The 21706-nt window shown below is 45.7% G+C and carries 17 protein-coding genes; all 17 read right to left on the bottom strand.

Translation table 11 applies throughout. The features are described from left to right. Window positions 1–152: 152 nt before the first annotated feature. The 17 genes from pnp to MKY24_RS10160 all read right to left on the bottom strand — a co-directional run bounded on the left by pnp (window position 153) and on the right by MKY24_RS10160 (window position 21625). On the bottom strand, window positions 153–2255 hold the full coding sequence (gene pnp / locus MKY24_RS10240) for a polyribonucleotide nucleotidyltransferase (RefSeq protein ID WP_023988221.1): 2103 nt from the start codon (window positions 2253–2255) through the stop codon (window positions 153–155). Between the two features lie 214 nt (window positions 2256–2469). Continuing rightward, a complete protein-coding gene (rpsO, locus tag MKY24_RS10235) occupies window positions 2470–2739 on the bottom strand; it encodes a 30S ribosomal protein S15 (RefSeq protein WP_007430074.1) in 270 nt (89 codons plus the stop codon). Between the two features lie 132 nt (window positions 2740–2871). Continuing rightward, window positions 2872–3810, bottom strand: coding sequence for a bifunctional riboflavin kinase/FAD synthetase (locus tag MKY24_RS10230; protein WP_028542712.1), 939 nt, complete (start codon window positions 3808–3810; stop codon window positions 2872–2874). A 58-nt stretch (window positions 3811–3868) separates the two neighbouring features. Next, window positions 3869–4804, bottom strand: coding sequence for a tRNA pseudouridine(55) synthase TruB (truB, locus tag MKY24_RS10225; protein ID WP_053325268.1), 936 nt, complete (start codon window positions 4802–4804; stop codon window positions 3869–3871). Continuing rightward, window positions 4801–5778 carry a bifunctional oligoribonuclease/PAP phosphatase NrnA gene (locus tag MKY24_RS10220; RefSeq protein ID WP_023988218.1) on the bottom strand — a complete coding sequence of 326 codons (978 nt, stop codon included), beginning with the start codon at window positions 5776–5778 and terminating at the stop codon, window positions 4801–4803. Before MKY24_RS10220 ends, truB begins: the two co-directional genes overlap by 4 nt. 51 nt (window positions 5779–5829) lie before the next feature. Beyond that, window positions 5830–6180 (bottom strand): 30S ribosome-binding factor RbfA, encoded by a 351-nt coding sequence (gene rbfA / locus MKY24_RS10215; RefSeq protein WP_010346342.1) that lies wholly within the window; start codon window positions 6178–6180, stop codon window positions 5830–5832. A gap of 20 nt (window positions 6181–6200) precedes the next feature. After that, the gene (infB, locus tag MKY24_RS10210; protein ID WP_028542714.1) at window positions 6201–8756 is read right to left on the bottom strand and encodes a translation initiation factor IF-2; all 2556 of its coding nucleotides are present in this window, start codon (window positions 8754–8756) and stop codon (window positions 6201–6203) included. Next, window positions 8749–9072, bottom strand: a complete 324-nt coding sequence (locus tag MKY24_RS10205; RefSeq protein ID WP_013309928.1) for a ribosomal L7Ae/L30e/S12e/Gadd45 family protein — start codon at window positions 9070–9072, stop codon at window positions 8749–8751. Before MKY24_RS10205 ends, infB begins: the two co-directional genes overlap by 8 nt. Continuing rightward, window positions 9065–9373, bottom strand: coding sequence for a YlxR family protein (locus MKY24_RS10200; protein ID WP_007430067.1), 309 nt, complete (start codon window positions 9371–9373; stop codon window positions 9065–9067). Before MKY24_RS10200 ends, MKY24_RS10205 begins: the two co-directional genes overlap by 8 nt. A 23-nt stretch (window positions 9374–9396) precedes the next feature. Then, window positions 9397–10494 (bottom strand): transcription termination factor NusA, encoded by a 1098-nt coding sequence (nusA, locus tag MKY24_RS10195; protein WP_013309927.1) that lies wholly within the window; start codon window positions 10492–10494, stop codon window positions 9397–9399. A gap of 100 nt (window positions 10495–10594) precedes the next feature. Next, the gene (gene rimP, locus MKY24_RS10190) at window positions 10595–11056 is read right to left on the bottom strand and encodes a ribosome maturation factor RimP (RefSeq protein WP_013309926.1); all 462 of its coding nucleotides are present in this window, start codon (window positions 11054–11056) and stop codon (window positions 10595–10597) included. 312 nt (window positions 11057–11368) lie between these two features. Beyond that, a complete protein-coding gene (locus tag MKY24_RS10185; RefSeq protein WP_339201895.1) occupies window positions 11369–15682 on the bottom strand; it encodes a PolC-type DNA polymerase III in 4314 nt (1437 codons plus the stop codon). A gap of 202 nt (window positions 15683–15884) precedes the next feature. Beyond that, window positions 15885–17333, bottom strand: a complete 1449-nt coding sequence (proS, locus tag MKY24_RS10180; protein WP_013309924.1) for a proline--tRNA ligase — start codon at window positions 17331–17333, stop codon at window positions 15885–15887. 51 nt (window positions 17334–17384) lie between these two features. Then, on the bottom strand, window positions 17385–18656 hold the full coding sequence (gene rseP, locus MKY24_RS10175) for an RIP metalloprotease RseP (protein WP_023988213.1): 1272 nt from the start codon (window positions 18654–18656) through the stop codon (window positions 17385–17387). A 107-nt stretch (window positions 18657–18763) separates the two neighbouring features. After that, on the bottom strand, window positions 18764–19903 hold the full coding sequence (locus MKY24_RS10170; RefSeq protein WP_023988212.1) for a 1-deoxy-D-xylulose-5-phosphate reductoisomerase: 1140 nt from the start codon (window positions 19901–19903) through the stop codon (window positions 18764–18766). 145 nt (window positions 19904–20048) lie between these two features. Next, window positions 20049–20840, bottom strand: a complete 792-nt coding sequence (locus MKY24_RS10165; RefSeq protein WP_053325265.1) for a phosphatidate cytidylyltransferase — start codon at window positions 20838–20840, stop codon at window positions 20049–20051. A 17-nt stretch (window positions 20841–20857) separates the two neighbouring features. Next, on the bottom strand, window positions 20858–21625 hold the full coding sequence (locus MKY24_RS10160) for an isoprenyl transferase (protein ID WP_023988210.1): 768 nt from the start codon (window positions 21623–21625) through the stop codon (window positions 20858–20860). Between the last annotated feature and the right edge of the window lie 81 nt (window positions 21626–21706).

Raw genomic sequence — 21706 nt, 5'->3', positions numbered from 1 at the left:
CTACTTTGACGCAGCTTGTGCAATATGTATGAAAAAAGAGCCAGAAACGTAGCTCTGCCTCTTTCCAAAAGCTTAAACAATGCTATTCAAATCCCTTGTACTGTTAATATGAAAAGCTACTCCTGCCTTTCTAGTCTGCAACATGCAGGTACCTAGGATTTTGCAGGTGCTTCTGCAGTCAGAACAGCCTTACGGGACAGATTGACACGACCTTGTTGATCAATTTCGGTTACTTTCACCGTAATTGTATCCCCAATAGCAATTACATCTTCAACCTTGGCTACACGTTCAGTAGACAGTTGAGAAATATGAACCAGACCATCTTTGCCCGGTAAAATTTCAACAAATGCACCGAATTTCTCAATCCGTTTTACTGTACCGATGTAAATCTCACCGACCACGACTTCCTTTACGATACCCTCAATAATGGAACGTGCTTTTTCATTCATCTCTTGATTTGTGGAAGCGATGAACACACGACCATCTTGTTCAATATCGATTTTCACGCCGGTTTCTTCGATGATTTTGTTGATGATTTTACCACCAGCTCCAATAACATCACGGATTTTGTCCGGGTTAATGTGCATCGTCATAATTTTTGGAGCATACTGAGACAACTGCTCACGTGGCTTCTGGATCGCTTCCATCATTTTGCTAAGAATGAACAAGCGTCCTTCTTTAGCTTGCTTGAGCGCATCCTGTAAAATCTGGCGGTCAATACCGTTAATTTTAATATCCATTTGAATGGCAGTTACGCCTTCCGCAGTACCAGCAACTTTAAAGTCCATATCGCCCAGGTGGTCTTCCATCCCTTGGATATCAGTCAATACGGAAACATGGTCTCCATCCTTGATCAATCCCATCGCTACACCTGCAACCGGAGCTTTAATCGGTACACCTGCATCCATCATAGCCAGTGTACTTGCACAAATACTAGCTTGTGAAGTCGAACCATTTGATTCCAGTACCTCGGAAACCAAACGGATGGTGTATGGAAATTCAGTTTCGGAAGGAATTACTTTGGAAAGTGCACGTTCACCAAGAGCACCATGTCCGATTTCACGACGGCCTGGCGCACGCAAAGGACGAGCCTCACCTACGCTGAATGGCGGGAAATTGTAATGATGCATGAAGCGTTTTGTTTCTTCCAGATCAATACCGTCCAAAATTTGTACATCACCCAATGCACCAAGTGTACAAATGCTAAGTGCTTGCGTTTGACCGCGTGTAAATAAGCCCGAACCATGAGTACGCGGCAAAATGCTAGTGTCGCTTTCAATCGGACGAATTTCGTCAAGCTTACGACCATCAGGACGCACTTTATCATGCGTGATCAGACGACGTACTTCTTCCTTGACGATATCATAGAGAACTTCGCTCACGTCGCTCAAAAGCTCAGGTGTCTCTATGTATTGTGATTCAAAATGGGCAACTGTCTCTTCGTTGACTGCATCAATCGCCTCTTGACGGGCGTGTTTTTCTGCAATTTTAACAGCTTCCATTAAACGTTCAGCTGCATAAGCACGTACTTCACTGTTCACTTTTTCATCAACAGCATGCAGTTTAACCTGCATTTTTTCTTTACCTGCTACTTGCACCAATTGTTCAATGACTGCCACAATGTTCTTAATCTCATCATGACCGAACATAATAGCTTCCAGCATAACTTCCTCTGGAATCTCATTGCCCTCGGCTTCTACCATCATGATGGCATCTTTCGTTCCGGCTACAACCAGGTACAGATCGCTTGCATTCTGCTGTGCAATATCCGGGTTAATCACAAATTGCCCGTCTACACGTCCTACAGCGACTCCACCGATTGGCCCATTAAAAGGTACATCCGAAATGCTAAGTGCTGCCGAGGTTCCGATCATTGCTGCAATTTCAGGTTCGCAATCCTGATCGACACTCATAACCAGGTTCAACACCTGTACATCATTCCGGAAACCTTCCGGGAACAATGGGCGAATTGGACGGTCTGTCAAACGGCTGGACAAAATTGCTTTTTGACTCGGACGTCCTTCACGTTTAATAAATCCGCCAGGAATTTTCCCTACAGCATACAATCTTTCCTCATAGTTTACGGTCAGGGGAAAAAAGTCCAAATCTTTCGGTTCACGGGAAGCGGTCACGGTACAAAGCACAACTGTTTCTCCGTAGCTCACTTTAACTGCCGCATTGGCTTGTTTCGCAAGACGTCCTGTTTCCAGCACCAGCTTTCTTCCGCCGAGCTGCATTTCTACGCGTTGCTCCATGGTATCCCTCCATTTCATTTCATTGTAAAAGTTCTATACATATCCAGTATTTCCTGCGCAGGGCTTATTCATAAGAAGCTAGCAGACAAATCAGGATATGTAATTCAAAAAAAGATTCCTCATTTCAAAAAAGAACCCGGCTGCTGTCCGCCGTCGCCTTAGCAGGGACAAGCGGTGAACAACCAGGCTTCTTTTCTCATTACATGTCTGAAAATTAACGACGCAGTCCGAGACGCTCGATCAACGCACTGTAACGTTTAACATCAGTCTTCTTCAGGTAAGCCAAAAGTTTACGACGCTGACCGACCATTTTCAACAACCCGCGGCGGGAGTGATGGTCTTTCTTGTGCGAACGAAAGTGACTTTGCAAGTTGACGATGTTTTCAGTAAGGATAGCGATTTGTACCTCTGGTGATCCTGTATCGGATTCATGAGTTTTGTACTCCTCGATCAATTGCTGTTTACGCTCTTGAGTCAATGCCATCCTGTTCACCTCCTTCATTATAATCGCCATTAGCCTCGTAGCCGCCGGTGAAAGCGGACAACCAAGCTAAGGTTCATCGTTGTTTACACAACATAAGTCAGTATAACACAGCGCCTGTCTTATGTAAATAAATTAGCCTAACAGCTTTTTAGCCGTTTGTGCGTCATTGCCAATTTGGCTGATCAGCTCATCCACCGAAGAGAATTTGCGTTCAGGGCGGATGTAATGGTGAAGCTCCACAAGCACAGAATTCCCATAAATTTGCTGATTAAAATCAAATAGGTGTACCTCAAACGACGGATTCAGCACACCTTCATGAAAAGTAGGCTTAACCCCTACATTCATTACACCATTTATCCAACGATCGCCTACAAGCGCCCGTACAGCGTATACACCCTTGATCGGAATCACGTAGGTATCATCCAGTTTGAGATTAGCAGTCGGAAAACCGATCGTACGTCCGCGCTTCTCTCCATCCATTACAGTACCTTGGATACGATAAGGACGTCCCAACCAGCGAGAGGCATGTGCTAGATCCCCGTTCTGTAAAGCACGGCGAATGCCAGAACTGCTCACCTTGTCCCCATCCAGTTCGAACGGTGATACGGTGTGTACAGACATTAGCTCTCCTCCCAGCTTACGGAGGGTATCCTCATGCCCGGCTCCCCGGTGGCCAAACCGAAAATCAAAGCCTACTACCGCTGTTCGAATTTGCAACGGAAGCAGCACATCGCTTATAAACGCCTCAGGGCTGACCTTAGAAAATTCTTCGTTAAAACTCAAAATATAAAGTACGTCCACACCCATATCAGCCAGAATAGTCTGCTTGTCCGCAAGCGGTGTTAAATAACCTTCATAATCGCCTTTTTTCATGACTTCCTTTGGGTGAGGATGAAATGTCATGACAGATACCGGCACTTGCTGTTCACGAGCCAGCGCAACGGCCTTACGTATCACGCTTGCGTGTCCCAGATGAAGACCATCAAACTGACCGATCGCCGTGACCTGTGGACGTCCCCATTGCTGCAAAAGCTCATCACTCAATGGATAAGATAACGATACGGTAATCATTATTAATTCACCTGCATTTCACATCATTTGACTAACTTCGTCAAAATTATAGCACAATTCAAGGTAAAAAAACTTTAATGGGAGCGATCGCGTCTGATTCATCCCGACCATATATGCCTAAAAACGTTTTATCCTCTTTATACAAACGGAAGGGCTGGTTGTCCGTCACAGGTGGTGAAATCATATTCAGCGACAGACGTTGGCCTTGCAGAGCCGCAGTTACCTTGGCTTCAGCCACTATATGCTCAGGCATATAGTCAATCGCCTGATCCGTTGTAATAAGTCGCTCTCCAAGACTACCATCCGCTACGAAACGCTCTATCTCTTCGAAAGTCAGACAACGTTCCGCAGGAATTCCCGCAGACATGGTTCGCTCCAGCTTAACCATCGTTGAAGGATATCCTAATTCACGGCCAATATCAACACATAGTGTACGGATATAAGTACCTTTGGAGCATAAGGCACGAAAAGAAATATCCACATACGCCCCCGTCTCCGCGAATCCCGTCATTTCCAACTCGTAAATGCTCACTTCACGACTTTTGCGTTCCACGGTTTTGCCTTCTCGAGCCAGTTCATATAGACGTTTGCCATCCACTTTTAGCGCGGAGAACATTGGAGGCACTTGGGAAATCGTACCAACAAAACGTTTCAAAACCGCTTTGACTTCCACTTCCGTCACCTCTACTGGACGTTCACTCTCTTCCGTGATTTTCCCAGTTAGGTCTTCGGTATCCGTGGCAATTCCTAATCGCAGTGTAGCCCGATATTCCTTGGGCCGCTCTTGCATGTATTCCACCACACGGGTGGCACGTCCCAGACACAAGGGCAAAACACCGGTTACTTGCGGATCAAGCGTTCCAGTGTGTCCGATTCGCTTCATACCTAATAAACGGCGAGCCTTGGCCACCACATCATGAGAGGTAAATCCAGCAGGTTTATAGACAGGTAGAACGCCTTCCCAAGTTGCCTGTTCCTTCTTTATCGGGTTCATAGCTCAGACTTCACCCGCCCTACAACTGTCTCAATGATATCTCCCAGCTTACCCTCTAGACGGCAGCCAGCTGCACGTACATGTCCACCACCCCCAAATGATTGAGCCAGCGCAGCTACATCAACATTTCCTGCCGACCTCAAGCTGGCCTTGACCGCTTGATCATTAATAACCTTAAAGAAAATGCCTACCTCAACTCCACGAATATTTCTTGGATAATTCACAATGCCTTCCAAGTCCTCATTTACAGCGCCACATTCCGTCATGTCGTCAGGTGATACTACGACCCAAGCAACTTTTCCATCCTCCGACATCGTGAGCGTCTGCAATGCTTTTGTCAGCACCTTCATTTGTGGAAAAGTCATTTCCTCGAGCAATTTCTCGGATAAAGATGGACCATCTACACCGTAAGCAAGTAGCTGTGACACAGTAGACATCACTTTCGGTGAAGTGTTGGAGTAACGGAAACCTCCTGTATCCGTTAGCAACCCTGTATATAAAGCCGTAGCTATTTCGACATCCCAAGTTACTGCGAACTCTTTCAGTAGGTCAAAAAGAATTTCTGCTGTTGCCGCAGCATCCGATTTAATCACATTAACTGTACCATACGCATCATTCGTTGGATGATGATCAATATTCAGGATAATGGCATCTTCCGTAAAAAACTGCTCTGTCAAACCAACACGACGGTAATCCGCACAATCTACACAAATGATCCGGTTGTATTTCCGTTCTGGCGGTTGCTGGCTCATATCCATAATCTCATCGGCATGCCATAAAAAATCCATACGCTTGGGAATAGGTCCCTCATTTAGCATGGTAAATTTCTTCCCCAGACATGAGAGAAGCCAGCCCACCGTTACGGTGGAGCTGACTGCGTCTCCGTCCGGCTGTACATGCGATACGATCAGGTAATCATCATGCTCCAGAATAAATTCCTTCGCTTGTTGAAGCGCCTGTTCATAGGTATGCATTGCCTTCTCCTTTACATTCAGTTCATGGTTCCTTCAGACAAACTAAAAGTTTTATTTTTCATCCTTGTCGATATCACTCAGCAGTTTTTCAATTCGACTACCGTAAGCAATAGATTCGTCAATTTTGAAAATCAACTCAGGAATATGGCGCAGCCGTATCCGTTTGCCGAGTTCAGAACGAAGATAACCGTTCGCTTTGTCCAATGCCTTCAGGGAAGAATTTTTTTGTTCTTCATCCCCGAGCACGCTCAAGTATATTTTCGCTTGGGACAAATCATTTGTAAGATCGACACCCGTTACCGTGATAAAACCGATGCGGGGGTCTTTTAATTCAGTTTGTATGAGTTGGCTTAGCTCCTTCTTGATCTGCTCGCCAACCCGACCTGTACGTATTTTAGCCATGGATGCTCACCTCTCTGCCGTTAGCGCTCCACTGTTTCCATGACGAACGCTTCAATAATGTCGAGTTCCTTAACATCATTATAGCCATCAAGGGTAATACCACATTCGTAACCTTGGGCAACTTCTTTTGCGTCGTCCTTAAAGCGTTTCAGTGAGTCGATTTTACCTTCAAAAATGACGATACCATCACGAATCAGGCGTGCTTCTGCTGAACGGGTAATTTTACCAGATGTAACCATACAACCAGCGATCGTACCGACTTTAGTAACTTTGAATACGTTACGTACTTCAGCATGCCCAATCACATTTTCTTTATATTCAGGATCCAGCATGCCCTTCATGGCTTGCTCTATTTCTTCAATGACATTGTAAATGACACGGTGTAGACGAATATCCACTTTTTCAGCTTCCGCTGTAGATTTCGCCTGGTTATCCGGACGAACATTAAAACCAATGACAATAGCATTGGAAGCTGCTGCCAAAATAATATCGGATTCGGTGATTGCTCCTGCACCACTGTGAAGAATTTTAACGCGCACACCTTCGACTTCAATCTTGTTCAAGGAACCTTTCAACGCTTCGACGGAACCTTGTACGTCACCTTTAATAATGACGTTCAGATCCTTCATTTCGCCATCCTTGATGTGTTGGAACAGGTCATCCAGTGTTACACGGGTATTACTGCCCAGATCAGATTGGCGTTGCGTGATCGCACGTCTGTCAGCAATAGCACGAGCTTTGCGCTCATCCTCAAACACCATGAATGGATCGCCAGCAAGTGGAACTTCTGTCAAACCAGTAATTTCAACTGGAGTGGAAGGACCTGCTTCCTTAAGACGACGACCTTTATCGTTGACCATGGCACGCACACGTCCGAAGCAGTTACCCGCTACGAAAGCATCGCCGACTTTCAGTGTACCGTTCTGAACGAGGATACGGGCTACAGAACCGCGACCTTTATCCAGTTCTGCCTCGATGATGGTACCACGTGCCCGTTTGTTCGGGTTCGCTTTGTACTCATTCACTTCAGCTACGAGCAGAATCATCTCGAGCAGGTCTTCCAGACCCATTCTTTGTTTCGCGGAAACGTTGACGAAAATTGTATCGCCGCCCCACTCTTCAGGTACCAATTCATATTCAGTGAGTTCTTGCTTCACTTTATCCGGGTTGGCATCCGGTTTGTCGATCTTGTTCACAGCTACGATAATGGGCAGACCTGCCGCCTTCGCATGGTTAATAGCTTCGACCGTCTGTGGCATAACACCGTCGTCAGCTGCAACCACGATAATCGTCATATCTGTCACTTGGGCACCACGTGCACGCATAGCAGTAAAGGCTTCGTGACCCGGTGTATCCAGGAAAGTGATTTTTTTGCTGTTAATTTCAACTTGGTATGCACCAATATGCTGTGTAATACCGCCAGCTTCGCCACCGGTTACATTAGTCGAGCGAATGGCATCCAGCAAAGTTGTTTTACCATGATCGACGTGACCCATAATCGTTACAACCGGTGGACGTGTTTTGAGATCCGCAGGATCATCATTTTCTTCCACGGTTTCAAAACGATCTTCTTCGACAGGAATTTTCACTTCTACCTCGACACCAAAGTCTCCGGCAAGCAAGAGGATGGTATCCATATCCAGTTCCTGGTTGATGGTCGCCATTGTTCCGAGCACAATCAGCTTTTTGATGACTTCTGACGCATCCTTATGAAGAAGCTTGGCTGTTTCGCCTACGGTCATCTCACCACGCACAATAATTTTCTTAGGCGTGTTGTCGATTTTCTCGCGACGCTCCTGTTGTTGACCTTTACCACGATTGTTAAATTTCCCGCCACGATTGCTGCCGCCGCGATTATTGCCTCCACGACCACCGTTACCACCGCGTCCGCCGCCTTGACGGTTATCGTCAAAACGTCCTTGACCGGAACGGTTACCACCGTTGCTGGAGTTACTACCTGTACGGTTGCCACCACTACGGTTCGCATTGTTGCTACCTGTGGAGGATGATGTTCTTACAGCCGTACCACCCTGACTACTTCCCTGAGGGCGTGAGTTAGTGCTTTGGTTACCTTGAGGACGCGAACCTGTGTTACCGCCGGGACGCTGTTGTCCTCCCTGTTGTTGACCATTACTGCGGTTCTGTGTACTTTGCTGACCAGTGGGTCTGCTAGTACTTTGTTGACTGCGGTTTTGACCGCCCTGCTGACTGCTTTGCGCTTTTGGAGCGCTACTTCGGTTACTGTTTTGGTTGTTGTTTGTCCTATTCATACTTACCTGCTTTTCCTGTTGATTTTTGGTTTGCTCAGTTGAATGATTACTATTCTGGCTTGAACCGGCCTGATTCGAGCTTACTTGCGCCGTACCTGCCCCGCCTTGCTTGGCCGCAGCATTGGATTTAATATTCTTAAAAAAACTTTCCACTTTACCTACGGCATCATGTTCCATGACGCTCATATGGTTGTTCACGGGAATATCCAGCCGTTTAAGAATGGTGATAATTTCTTTGCTGCTCATGTTCAACGATTTGGCGTATTCGTATACCCGCACTTTGTCTTTGCTTTCTTGTTTACTCAATATACTCCACCTCCGACATTATCCCCGCATGTTTCTTGATCAATTTCGCGAATCCTTGATCCGTCACAGCCAGCACAACCCGTTCAGGTTTGCCGATACTGCTTCCCAAGCTTTCCCGGTCAAATCCTATCAATAAGGGGATTTTGTACGTCCCGCATTTGTCGCGGAATTTCTTTTGAGTATTCATTGAAGCATCTTTCGCAAGAATGACCAGCTTGGCTTCTGAAGACCTGATCGCTTTATAAACGATCTCATCACCTGTTAGCAGCTTGCCAGCTCTCATGGCAAGACCCAATCCAGACAGCGCCTTATTCATCCTGCACGCTGCCTTGTGCCGCCAGGAATTCTTCCTCGACGGCAGCAAAATCACGACTTAGCTGCTCATAAATATCAGGATGAACCGAGTGCTTCAATGCTCGATCCAGTGCCTTGCTCTTTTGAGCCAGCTTGAAGCAGGCGGCTTTGCCGCACAAGTAAGCGCCGCGTCCCGACTTTTTGCCAGTCAAGTCAATCAATACTTCGTCTTCAGGGGTTTTGACGACACGGATCAACTGCTTCTTTGGCATCATTTCATGACAGGCCACACATTTGCGCAAAGGTATCTTTCTCTGTTTCATGCATTAACCCCCCTACACTCCGCTTAATCTACAGAAACGGAATCCTGATGCATTTCATCGGTGGATGTTCTCGGTCTGCCGAGTTCTTCCTCCGCCTGTGTTTCACTCTTAATATCAATTTTCCAGCCCGTAAGCTTAGCAGCAAGGCGAGCATTTTGCCCTTTGATACCAATAGCAAGAGAAAGCTGATAATCAGGCACAATAACACGCGCCATTTTCTCTTCTTCAAACACTTGCACTTCGAGCACCTTGGATGGACTCAGCGCATTAGCCACGTATTCATCAACATTATCGGAATAACGTACAATGTCAATTTTTTCGCCACGCAGCTCATTTACAATGGTCTGTACACGTGTACCTCTAGGACCCACACAAGAGCCGACCGGATCAACCTCGGCGTTACGGGAATGAACCGCGATTTTAGAACGGAAGCCTGCTTCACGCGCTACGGAACGAATCTCTACAACACCATCAAAAATTTCAGGCACTTCGAGTTCGAACAAACGCTTAAGCAGACCCGGATGTGATCGGGACAGCATAATTTGCGGTCCTTTGGTTGTGTTTTCTACCTTGGTGATATAAGCCTTAATTCGATCCAGATGGCTAAATTTCTCGTTAGGCATCAATTCACCTAACGGGAGAACCGCTTCCACCTTACCAAGATCAATATAAATATTACGTGGGTCTTGGCGCTGTACAGTTCCTGTCACAATATCCTCTTCCTTGTCCACAAACTTGTTGTAGATCAGTCCCCGTTCCGCTTCGCGGATACGCTGGGTCACGACCTGCTTCGCAGTTTGTGCAGCAATCCGTCCAAAATCACGTGGTGTGACTTCAATTTCAGCGATATCTTCCAACTGAAAATGCGGGTTAATCTCACGGGCCGCAGGCAACGAAATCTCGGTGCGAGGATCCAATACCTCCTCAACGATCAGCTTGCGGGCATATACCTTAATGACTCCCGAGTTGCGGTTCATATCAACACGCACATTTTGTGCGGTGTTGAAATTCCGTTTGTAACTGGAAATCAAGGCTGCTTCAATGGCCTCAAACAGCACATCCTTGCTGATCCCCTTTTCTCTTTCCAACTCGTTCATTGCTTCAATAAAATCCATACTCATGGATTACTGCTCCCCCTTTCAAATGATGCACCTGCGTACTGGTCGGCACACGAGGCAAAAAACATGTAGTACATGTCAAACAGCAACAGTCAAATCTGAATTAAAATATGATCGCGAGCCTTGCACCAGCTACCTTGTCATAAGGTATAACATGCTTCTTTTGTCCGCTTTGAACGGTGAGTTCCCCATCTTCAAAAGAAAGCAAACGACCTTCGAATTCCTTCAGGCCGTTGATCGGCTCGTATGTAGTAACGAATACGTTTTTGCCTACCGCTTTAGTAACGTCCTCCGCTTTTTTCAGCGGTCTTTCGGCGCCTGGTGAAGACACTTCCAGAAAATATGCTGTAGAAACAGGGTCATTTTCATCCAACTTTTGACCCAGATATTCACTGATCATACTGCAGTCGTCCAGATCAATTCCTCCGTCTTTGTCTACAAAAACGCGAAGAAACCAATTGCTGCCCTCTTTGACATACTCGACATCGACCAGTTCAAAACCATGCTCATCGAGGTAAGGTTGGGCCATTTCTTCTACTACTGATTTGATCTTTGGTGTGCTCAAAGATTATAACCTCCAAAAGTGAACTTTCCTGTGGTGAAAAAAAGACGCCCTATTGCCATGGACAATGCTTCTCCATCACCGGCATTTTCATTTTCATTTGATGTAATGTTCATTTCGGGCTCACTGCAAATAAACCGGCGTACCGGTTTCGTGCCCAAAAATAACCTTTTCACGTTGTAACTGTATATCAAACAGTAAAGAGTGGGTTTCCCCACTCTTTTAGCAACGGTTTTATCTCCATGATTACCAAAAAAATTATAACATAACCATAGTTATGTGACAAGTGCCAGAGCTTGACTACTGTAGTTCGGATTAAAACAGAGACAGCTGATTACTCTCTGGCAGACCTCGAAAGCATCCCAACTGGGATAGCATTTCGACAATGGTTTTACTTGCCTTCGATTTTTGTTGAAAATCCTCGACAGACAAAAATTCACCCTGTTCACGGGAGGCTGCGATGTTACGTGCTGCATTGTCTCCAATTCCCTGAAGAGCTCCGAATGGCGGAATGAGTGAATCTCCATCGACCTTGAAGCGTGTAGCTTCGGAACGGTACAAATCAATGGATTTAAAACTAAACCCGCGAGCCGTCATTTCCAGAGCCATTTCTAGGATCGGAAGCATCCCTTTTTCTTTGGGCGGTGCCTGAAAGCCGAGCTGCTCGATTTCGACAATCTTCCGCGCGATTGCATCATATCCCTGACAGCACAGCTCAATATCAAAATCGGCTGCACGTACTGAAAAGTAAGTCGCATAATATTCAATCGGATGATACAGCTTAAAGTACGCTGTGCGCACTGCTGAAATAACATAGGCTGCAGCATGCGCCTTCGGAAACATGTACTGGATTTTCAGACAGGAATCAATGTACCACTGTGGCACCTTGCATTTTTTCATTTCCTCAATCCATTCGGCACTAAGCCCCTTACCTTTACGTACGCTCTCCGTAATTTTAAAGGCCAGACCTGCGTCCATCCCTGCCTTGTAAATCAGAAACAACATGATATCATCACGGCAACCAATTACAGTCTTGATGTTGCAGGTATTATTCTTAATCAGTTCCTGTGCGTTCCCCAGCCATACGCCCGTGCCGTGAGACAGTCCGGATATTTGCAGTAAATCAGCAAAAGAACTTGGCTGCGACTCTACTAGCATTTGGCGTACAAACTTCGTCCCCATCTCTGGTACACCATAGGTTGCTACAGGCGTGCGGATTTGCTGGGGTGTTACACCGAGCGCCTCCGTGGAGTTGAACATGCTCATCACCTTAGGATCATTCATTGGAATGGTCGTAGGATCGACACCGGTCAAATCCTGAAGCATCCTCATCATGGTCGGATCATCATGACCCAGAATATCGAGTTTGAGTAAATTCGCATCAAAAGCGTGATAATCAAAATGCGTTGTTTTCCATTCTGAGCTTGTATCATCGGCGGGATACTGTACCGGCGTAATATCCTCGACCTCAATATAATCGGGAACAACGACAATTCCGCCTGGATGTTGCCCGGTACTGCGTTTGACCCCTGTACAGCCCGAAGCCAGCCTGTTCAGCTCAGCCCCACGCCATTTTTTATGATGCGCCTCTTCATATTTCTTTGCAAAGCCAAAGGCTGTTTTCTCGGCAACTGTACCTATGGTTCCAGCACGAAATACACTTTTCTCACCAAACAATACTTTCGTATAGTTATGTGCGACAGGCTGATATTCGCCAGAGAAGTTCAAGTCAATATCGGGAACTTTATCTCCCTTAAACCCAAGAAACGTTTCAAACGGAATATCCTGTCCCTCACCCTTCAATTTGCCACCACAGTTCGGACAGTTTTTGTCTGGCAAGTCAAATCCGCTCGGCACACTACCGTCCAAAATCCATTCGCTATGTCTGCATTCAGGATTACCACAAATATAATGTGCAGGCAGTGGATTAACCTCGGAAATTCCGAGAAAGGTAGCGACCACAGAAGATCCAACAGACCCCCGTGAACCTACCAGATATCCATCCTTATTAGACTTTTTAACCAGACGCTCGGAAATGAGATAATTGGCAGAGAAACCGTATTTAATAATCGGCTCGAGTTCTTTTTCAAGGCGGGCTACAACCACCTCGGGCAATTCCTCACCATAGATGGATTTAGCCGTCTCGTAGCAAGTGTTGCGGATTTCCTCGTCCGCCCCATCCAGCAAAGGTGTAAACAGCTTGTCAGGGAACAGCTCCAGCTCCTCAAACCGATCCGCCAGCTCAATGGTATTCTTCACAACGACTTCATAGGCTTTCTCCTCGCCCAAAAACTCGAATTCTGCCAGCATTTCGTCTGTGGTGCGTAAATGCGCATCTGGCTTACGAATATCTTTTAGCGGGCTAAATCCCGTAATGCCGTGTATCGTAATATCACGGTACAGCTTATCGCGAGTTTCCAAATAGTGAACATTACCTGTGGCAATTACGGGCTTATCAAGTCGCCGACCAATTTCGCATACTTTGCGTATCGCCGTTTTCAGAGCATCAGGCCCACTTACCAATTGCTTTTCCACTAGATGCATATACATTGTCAAAGGCTGAATCTCCAACACATCATAAAACTGTGCAATTTCCTCGGCCTCTTCCTCGGACTTGTTCAATACAGCCTCGAAGAACTCTCCTTTTTCGCAGCCAGAAATAATAAGCAATCCGTCTCTCATTTCTGACAATTTTGATTTAGGAATACAAGGCACACGCTTGAAATATTCGGTATGAGACATCGAAACCAGCTTGTACAGATTTTTTTTACCAATCGGGTTGAGGGCATAAATACAGCAGTGAAAAGGACGAACGGTCGATAAATCCTTACCCACATAATCATTCAGACGATCGAGCATTTTTAAACCCTTAATTTGTTCCGCATCATTCAGCAAGCCATTCAGCACTTCAGTCAGTGCGACTGTATCGTCAATGGCCCGGTGATGGCTTTCGAGCGCCACTTTATATTTGGTCGTCAGCGTATTCAGACGGTGGTTTTTCATCGTTGGAAACAGTAAACGAGCCAGTTCGAGCGTATCCAGTACCGGATTGGTCATTTCAGGCAAGCCCATATTTCGAAGGGTGGCCTGGATAAAGCCGACATCAAATCGCGCATTATGGGCAACCAATACAGCATCGCCAGCAAAAGCTACAAACTCCTTCATAACAGGTTCTACATCCGGCGCATCCTTGACCATTTCATCGTTAATGTTGGTCAGTTGTTGGATATTGTAGGGTATACGCTCATGCGGATTGACAAAGGTAGCATAACGATCAACTTCTTTGCCATCATGCATTTTTACAGCCGCAATCTCAATAATTTTATTCTGTGTAACCGATAAACCGGTGGTTTCAATATCAAAAACGACATAAGTCGCTGTTTTCAAATTTAATGGTTGTGCCTGCATTACAACCTCAACGGCATCATTAACCACGTTAGCCTCAATACCGTAGATCATTTTAATTCCGTTTTTCTTTGCTGCTTTTGCTGCATCAGGATAGCATTGCACACCACCGTGATCGGTGACCGCAATCGCTTTGTGCCCCCATTTGGCGGCTGTTTTGACGTATTGATCAATCGAGGCGACAGCATCCATTGCACTCATCTTTGTGTGTAGATGGAACTCAACCCGTTTTTCCTCTGCCTTATCCTTACGTGTGGGTGGAGCCTGTACTTCAACTAGATCGGAAGGAATCATAACCAGCTCGGGAATTTGCATAAAACGATCATATTCAACTCGCCCCCGCACTTTGACCCATTTCCCGTTAGCCAACAAACTGAGGATCTTCAGATCTTCTTTAGTTTTAGCAAACATTTTCATTTGCAGGGAATCACTAAAGTCGGTCAAATAATACGTAAACAACGTACTGCCATTGCGCAATTCTTTACTATCCAAACCGAAGATTGTCCCCTGTAAGGTGACTTTCTTTTCTTCGTCCTGAATATCTTGCATCGGAACAGCCGGTTCTTTGATGTCATAACCAAATTGAAGCCGCACGTCTCCTTCTTCTTCGTCCAAAGGCGGCATTTCGGATTCCATACTTTCCATCATCTGCTGAATAACTTCGCGTTCTTCCTGCATCTTCTTCTCTTGGAATTGCTGTAATGCCTCCTGGTTACTTTCACCCACCTGGACTTTAATGCGCATAGAGAGCCCAAAATATTTATTGTAAAATTTGATGATAGCTTGATCTATCTGCTTTTTACGCGCCAGTTCCAATGACATACTGTCGCTCATCGTTAGCAATAATAGACCGTCTTCCCACTCATGCACAGCCCGATTCAACCAACCGTTAACAGAAGGAATCTCACGATGTACCCACTCTAGAAAAAGTTTCCAGTATTCACTAATGATATCACCCGGCTGAATCTCACTATACTGAAAACGGAACGTAATTTTTGCGATGTGACTCATTTTTTCCTGTACTTGAATACAGAACGTACGATACACCTGAGCGGGGACCAGTGTCTCCTTGGCAATAGTGATATTCCAATCCTTATTGGTACGGCTAATCTCCACTTGATCAATCCAACCGTCCAAAAAATAAGGTTCAACCACTCCCGTCGGCATCACAACCTGCTTCATCAGCAGTTCCAGCCGCTTTCTCTTTTCTTCAGCTCCGCCCATGGCTCTCCCCCCAATTTCAAATCTACCATTCTGAAAACATGAAAAGCTTCTGCGTCAAAAACATCTCCGACCGCAAAAGCTTTTCGTAACCCTCTTTAATCCTCCTCACAACGACATAGATCCTTCGGAACATTGTCCGGTAACAGCTACCCTGTCGGCGAAGAGAATGAAGTGAGTATAGTGGTATTGCCCTACTTCTATATTAGTACGCCCGTGCGAACACTACTGTATGCTTGGCAGGTTTGCCACAGCACAAACATGTGGACTTTTGCTCGGTTGTTTTAAACGGTATATTACGGCTTGTAGCACCTGTCACTTCTTTAACTTTGTCTTCACATTCTTCAGATCCGCACCAACCTGCCAAAGTAAAACCGCGTTTTTCCTCCATGAGAGTCTTCATTTCGTCCAACGTATCGACAGAATAGAAATTTTCTTCCATGAAATTTTTCGCACGATCAAACATCTCCTGCTGTACCTGTGCGAGCATCGCGTGTACTTCCTCAACCAGATTATCCTGCTGCACGATTTTTTTCTCACCGCTGATACGGGATACGAGCACACAGACGCCGTTTTCCATATCACGAGGCCCGATTTCCATACGAACCGGCACACCGCGCATTTCATATTCATTAAATTTCCAGCCTGGGCTTACATCACTGCGGTCGTCCATTTTAACACGCACTCCCGCTTGTTTCAACTCAGCAAATAGTTCATCTGCACGAGCGATAACGGCATCACGCTTCTTAGGTGGTCCAATTGGAACCATAATAACCTGCGTAGGCGCAACTTTAGGAGGCAATGCCAGACCACGGTCATCTCCATGGACCATAATCAGTGCGCCGATCAAACGTGTACTTGTTCCCCATGAAGTCGTATGCGCGAATTCCAGATTGTTTTCACGACTCAAATATTTAATATCAAATGCAACGGCAAAATTAGTCCCCATGTAGTGGGAAGTCCCAGCTTGTACCGCCCGTCCATCCTTCATCATCGCTTCTAGTGAAAATGTATCCTTCGCACCTGCAAACTTTTCAGAAGGTGTTTTCTGTCCAGTAATAACCGGAATAGCTAGAACTTCCTCAATAACCTCACGGTATACTTCCAGCATTTTCATCGTTTCTTCACGTGCTTCTTCTTCTGTTTCATGGGCCGTGTGACCTTCTTGCCACAAAAATTCACTTGTACGCAAGAAAGGCAACGTGCGTTTTTCCCAACGCACTACGTTAGCCCATTGGTTAATAAGCACCGGCAGATCACGATAGGATTGAATCCATTTGGAGTACATATGACCTATCATGGTTTCCGAAGTCGGACGTATTGCAAGACGCTCTTCCAGCTTTTCTCCACCAGCCTCGGTTACCCAAGGTAGTTCAGGATTAAACCCTTCGACATGCTCTTTTTCCTTTTGAAAAAAGCTTTCGGGAATGAACATTGGAAAATAGGCATTACGGTGGCCTGTTTCTCTGAAGCGCACGTCCATGGCTTCCTTGATATGCTCCCAAATTTCAAAACCATCGGGACGGAATACAATACATCCGCGAACAGGGGAATAATCCATCAGTTCTGCTTTTTTAATAACATCAATATACCATCGGGAAAAATCTTCGCTCTGCGGCGTAATTTCCTCGACAAACTGTTTATCATTCGACATAGAAATGCATGTCCTCCCATATAGACCGTTTTTATATAAGTCCGTCTCTAATTAACCATTAATTAAGCGTAAAATATCGTTATACGTGACCGCAATCATAAGCAGGAATAGCATAGCAAAACCAACGAAATGGACCATTCCTTCCCTGCTCGGATCAACGGGACGTCCTCTTACCGCCTCCACACCAAGGAAAACAAGTCTGCTTCCATCCAGCGCCGGAATAGGCAATAAATTAAATATCCCCAGATAAAGACTCATTATAGCAGTCCAATACGTCAACTGCTCAATCCCCTGCTTGGCAATTTGCCCCGTCACTTCAAAAGTACGTACCGGGCCTCCCAGGTCGTTGATAGAAAAACGTTGAATGAGCTGGCTAAATCCTTGGAAAATAATATCGGTCGTTCTGACCATGGATTGTCCGGCAAATTTGAACGTTTCACCCACACCTGCTTGGCGTTTTGGAAGTTCAGGCACAATGCCCACCTTGCCACCCTTTTGTCCTTCCATTGCACGAGGTGTAATAGTAAGATCAAAGGTCTTATTATCACGGCGAACCGTCCACTTCATCGGCTTGTCTTGAGAATCCGCAATCAGTTTGATCATGTTTTCAACATTTGCACCAATGGCTATTCCATTCACCGATTCGATGATATCTCCCTTATGCAAATCAGCTTCAGCAGCGGGCATACCTGCTGTAATTTCACTAATTTGGACATAGGTCGGGTTGTCCACTTGTATGCCGACCATCTGAATATGAAGACCAAACAGAATAAAGGCAAGTATAAAATTCATCAGTGGTCCAGCAAAAATAGCCATCGCACGCTGTCCTACTGTTTTACTCCCATACTGCCGATCCTTTGGTGCAATCTGAATGGATTGTCCTTTGGTTACCATCATCGCTTGCGGGTGTACTGTGTATTGCTGATCTTCGCCATCTACATCCAATTTTAAAGTTAACGACTGTTCCAGATCAATATCCAACACTTCGCCGCGTACCACATTCTTGCGATTATCCAGTTGATCTAGATAGATGGTTTTAACGACGTCATCCGTTACGCGTACAGCAATCGTTTGTCCGGTCTCAATTTCATTGATCTCCGGATCCTCTCCCGCCATGCGGGCAAAGCCACCAAACGGCAACAAACGCAGCGTAAATCGCGTCTCGTTTCTTTTATAAGAAAACAGTTTCGGACCGAAACCGATCGCAAACTCCCGTACCAGAATCCCGGCGCGCTTGGCAAAATAATAATGCCCCCATTCATGCACCGTCACTATGACGAAAAACATGAGCACCGTCATCAACACTATTTGAATCGTTTCCAATCGTTTCCGTTCCCCTTTCAATGAGATCGAGTTTGTCTTCCTAGATTATCATTATTCTCCAATCCCGCACAAGAGAATCACATTTCGTTTCTTAACCCAGCATTAGCCTACAACCCCGCAGCTATGCTACGAGTCTCTCCGTCACAGGCTTCAATCGCAGAAAGATCAGGATTAGCCACATTGACATGCCGCTCCAGCACACGTTCAATAATAGCTTCAATATGCAGAAAAGAAATTTCTCCACGCAGGAAACGGGCAACAGCAATCTCATTAGCTGCATTAAAGGCGGTCGGTGCTGTACCACCCATTTTACCACATTCGAAGGCAAGCCTTAAACAAGGAAAACGATTATAATCCATTTCCTTAAAATGGAGTCTACCCACTTCAGCCAGTGACAACGGCTTCGCCGGGGACTTCATACGCTCAGGGTAAGTCAACGCATATTGAATGGGTACTCTCATGTCCGGATTCCCAAGTTGAGCAACAATGCTTGTATCCTGAAACTCAACATAGGAATGAATAATGCTTTCCGGATGAAGCAACACATGAATCTGCTCATAATCAAGTCCGAATAGCCAATGCGCCTCAATGACTTCCAGCCCCTTGTTTACCATCGTTGCTGAATCAATCGTAATTTTGGCCCCCATTGACCAATTGGGATGCTTGAGTGCATCTTCCACTGTAACTTCAAGCAACTGTTCTCTTGTCAAATCTCGAAAAGAACCCCCTGATGCTGTGAGGGTAATATGTGCCACATCTTTCATACGCTCACCATTCAAGCATTGGAAAATAGCTGAATGCTCACTGTCAATCGGCAGCAACGGCACTCCTTTCGCCCGAGCCCGCGCTGTGACCAGATGACCAGCAGTAACCAGTGTTTCCTTATTGGCCAAACCGATCTGTTTTCCAGCCTCAATCGCGGCCAGCGTGGAGTGCAATCCGACACTGCCCATTACAGCCGTCACAACCATATCCGCCTCTGTGTTCGCAGCAAGCTCAACGAGTCCTTCATTTCCCCAATACAGTTCCATTCCAGAAGGCAGTAAAGGACGAATTTCATCCGCCAACTGCCGAGTACCCACAGACACTTTTTTGGGTTTATAGAGATGCGCCTGCTCAGCAAGTAACTTTATATTAGAACCACCTGCTAAAGCCTCAACAGTAAACTGATCCGGGTGCATGGACACTACATCCAGCGTTTGAGTTCCAATAGATCCGGTTGAACCAAGTACCGTAATTCTTTTCATGATGCACCTTCCTATCCTGAAAATCACTTTTAGCCAGGAGCTCATTGTTTGTTATTCAGGCAGCTATGCTACTGGTTCCATCCTTTTAGTAGCGCAGAGTGACAGCATAGAGATTAAGCCTGAGCATAAACTGTAATCAACAGACTCATGGAAGCAGCATCAGCATATGTACAAATGGAAAAACGACAATCCAGCTGTCGCAGCGGTCTAGTATACCACCGTGCCCTGGCAGCAGATTACCGGAATCTTTAATGCCGTACACTCGTTTGTATGCAGATTGTACCAAATCGCCCAGTTGTCCCACAACTGCACATGACAAACCGATGCCGATGGCTTTGCCCCATGGCAGCAGTCCACCTGACAATCCAGCGAATACTAGAGCTATAACCAACGCTAAAACAATGCCGCCAATGGATCCTTCGACCGTTTTGTTTGGACTAATCGCAGGCCATAGTTTTGTCTTCCCTGCCATTTTGCCTACAAAATATGCCCCTGCATCACTTGCCCAAATACAAGCCAACAATAAAAAAGTCCATAACAGTCCATGTTCCATATGACGTGATTCCGCTATATACGAAAATCCAAACCCTATATAAACGGTACCAAGGAATAGTATAGCTACCGTTTGAATCGGGATTTTATTTTTCGTTCCTACCGTGATGATCATAAAAGCTATCATTACCAGCCAAAGCATACTGGCAATGGGTAAGGGTGAGTGCAAACCAAAAGGTTCATATGGAAATACAAAAGCAAATATGCTTACGTATCCAAGTATTGCTGTACCTCCAAAAGGAGATACCTGCGTCATTCGTGCGAACTCATAAAATCCGATTAGGGCCATCGCCAATATAAGCAAATGGTAGGCCAAGCCGCCCCACAGGACCATCGCCAAAAAGAATATGCCTGCCAGAATACCGGTAATTAATCTCTGTCTCAACGGCTTTCATCCTCCATTTACTTCAGTCCGCCATACCGCCGTGTTCTTTGCTGATATTCGATCACTGCTTCGTATAAGTGTTCTTTCTTAAACTCAGGCCAATAAATATCAGTAAACCACAACTCACTGTAGGCAAGCTGCCAGAGCATAAAATTACTAAGTCTAAGCTCACCGCTTGTTCGAATCAGCAAATCAGGGTCTGGCATACCACTAGAAAGCAACGTATTACCGATCAGCTCAGATGTTATATCTTCTGTTTTAAGCTTCCCATCCGCAATTTGACGGCCCAATGTTTGCATGCATTCTGTGATTTCCAACCGACTTCCATAATTCAATGCAAAATTAAGAACAAGTCCGGTATTATTTTCAGTTCGTCGAGTCGCTTCAGTCAGCGCCTCAACGGTATGGGAAGGTAAATGTTCCTTGTTTCCCATCATACGCACCTGCACATTTTTTTCAATCAGCTCATCCAGCTCAATAGCCAGAAATTCCTGCGGTAAGCGCATTAGAAAATCAACTTCGTCCTTTGGACGCGTCCAATTTTCAGTTGAAAATGCAAACAAAGTCAAATACTTAATACCCAGTTCATCCGCCGCAATTGCTGTGCGTTTCACTGCCTTCATTCCATTTTGGTGCCCTACAATCCGCGGCATTCCAATCCGTTTGGCCCATCTGCCGTTCCCATCCATGATGACAGCAACATGCTGCGGAATATTGTCTTTTGAAATGGCCGGTGTTTGCTGTTTTTGTTCCCCGTTCCACCAAGACCGAACCCGTTTGATCATTCCAGTTCCTCCAGCATTCTCTGAAAATGTGCCTCAGGCTTGAAAAGAGACAAACCCCACCGTAAGGGAGGGGCTGCCAAT

This window comes from Paenibacillus sp. FSL P2-0322 (assembly GCF_037975315.1).
GTDB lineage: Bacteria > Bacillota > Bacilli > Paenibacillales > Paenibacillaceae > Paenibacillus > Paenibacillus polymyxa_B.
This window is presented reverse-complemented; position numbering and strand designations above follow the sequence as displayed.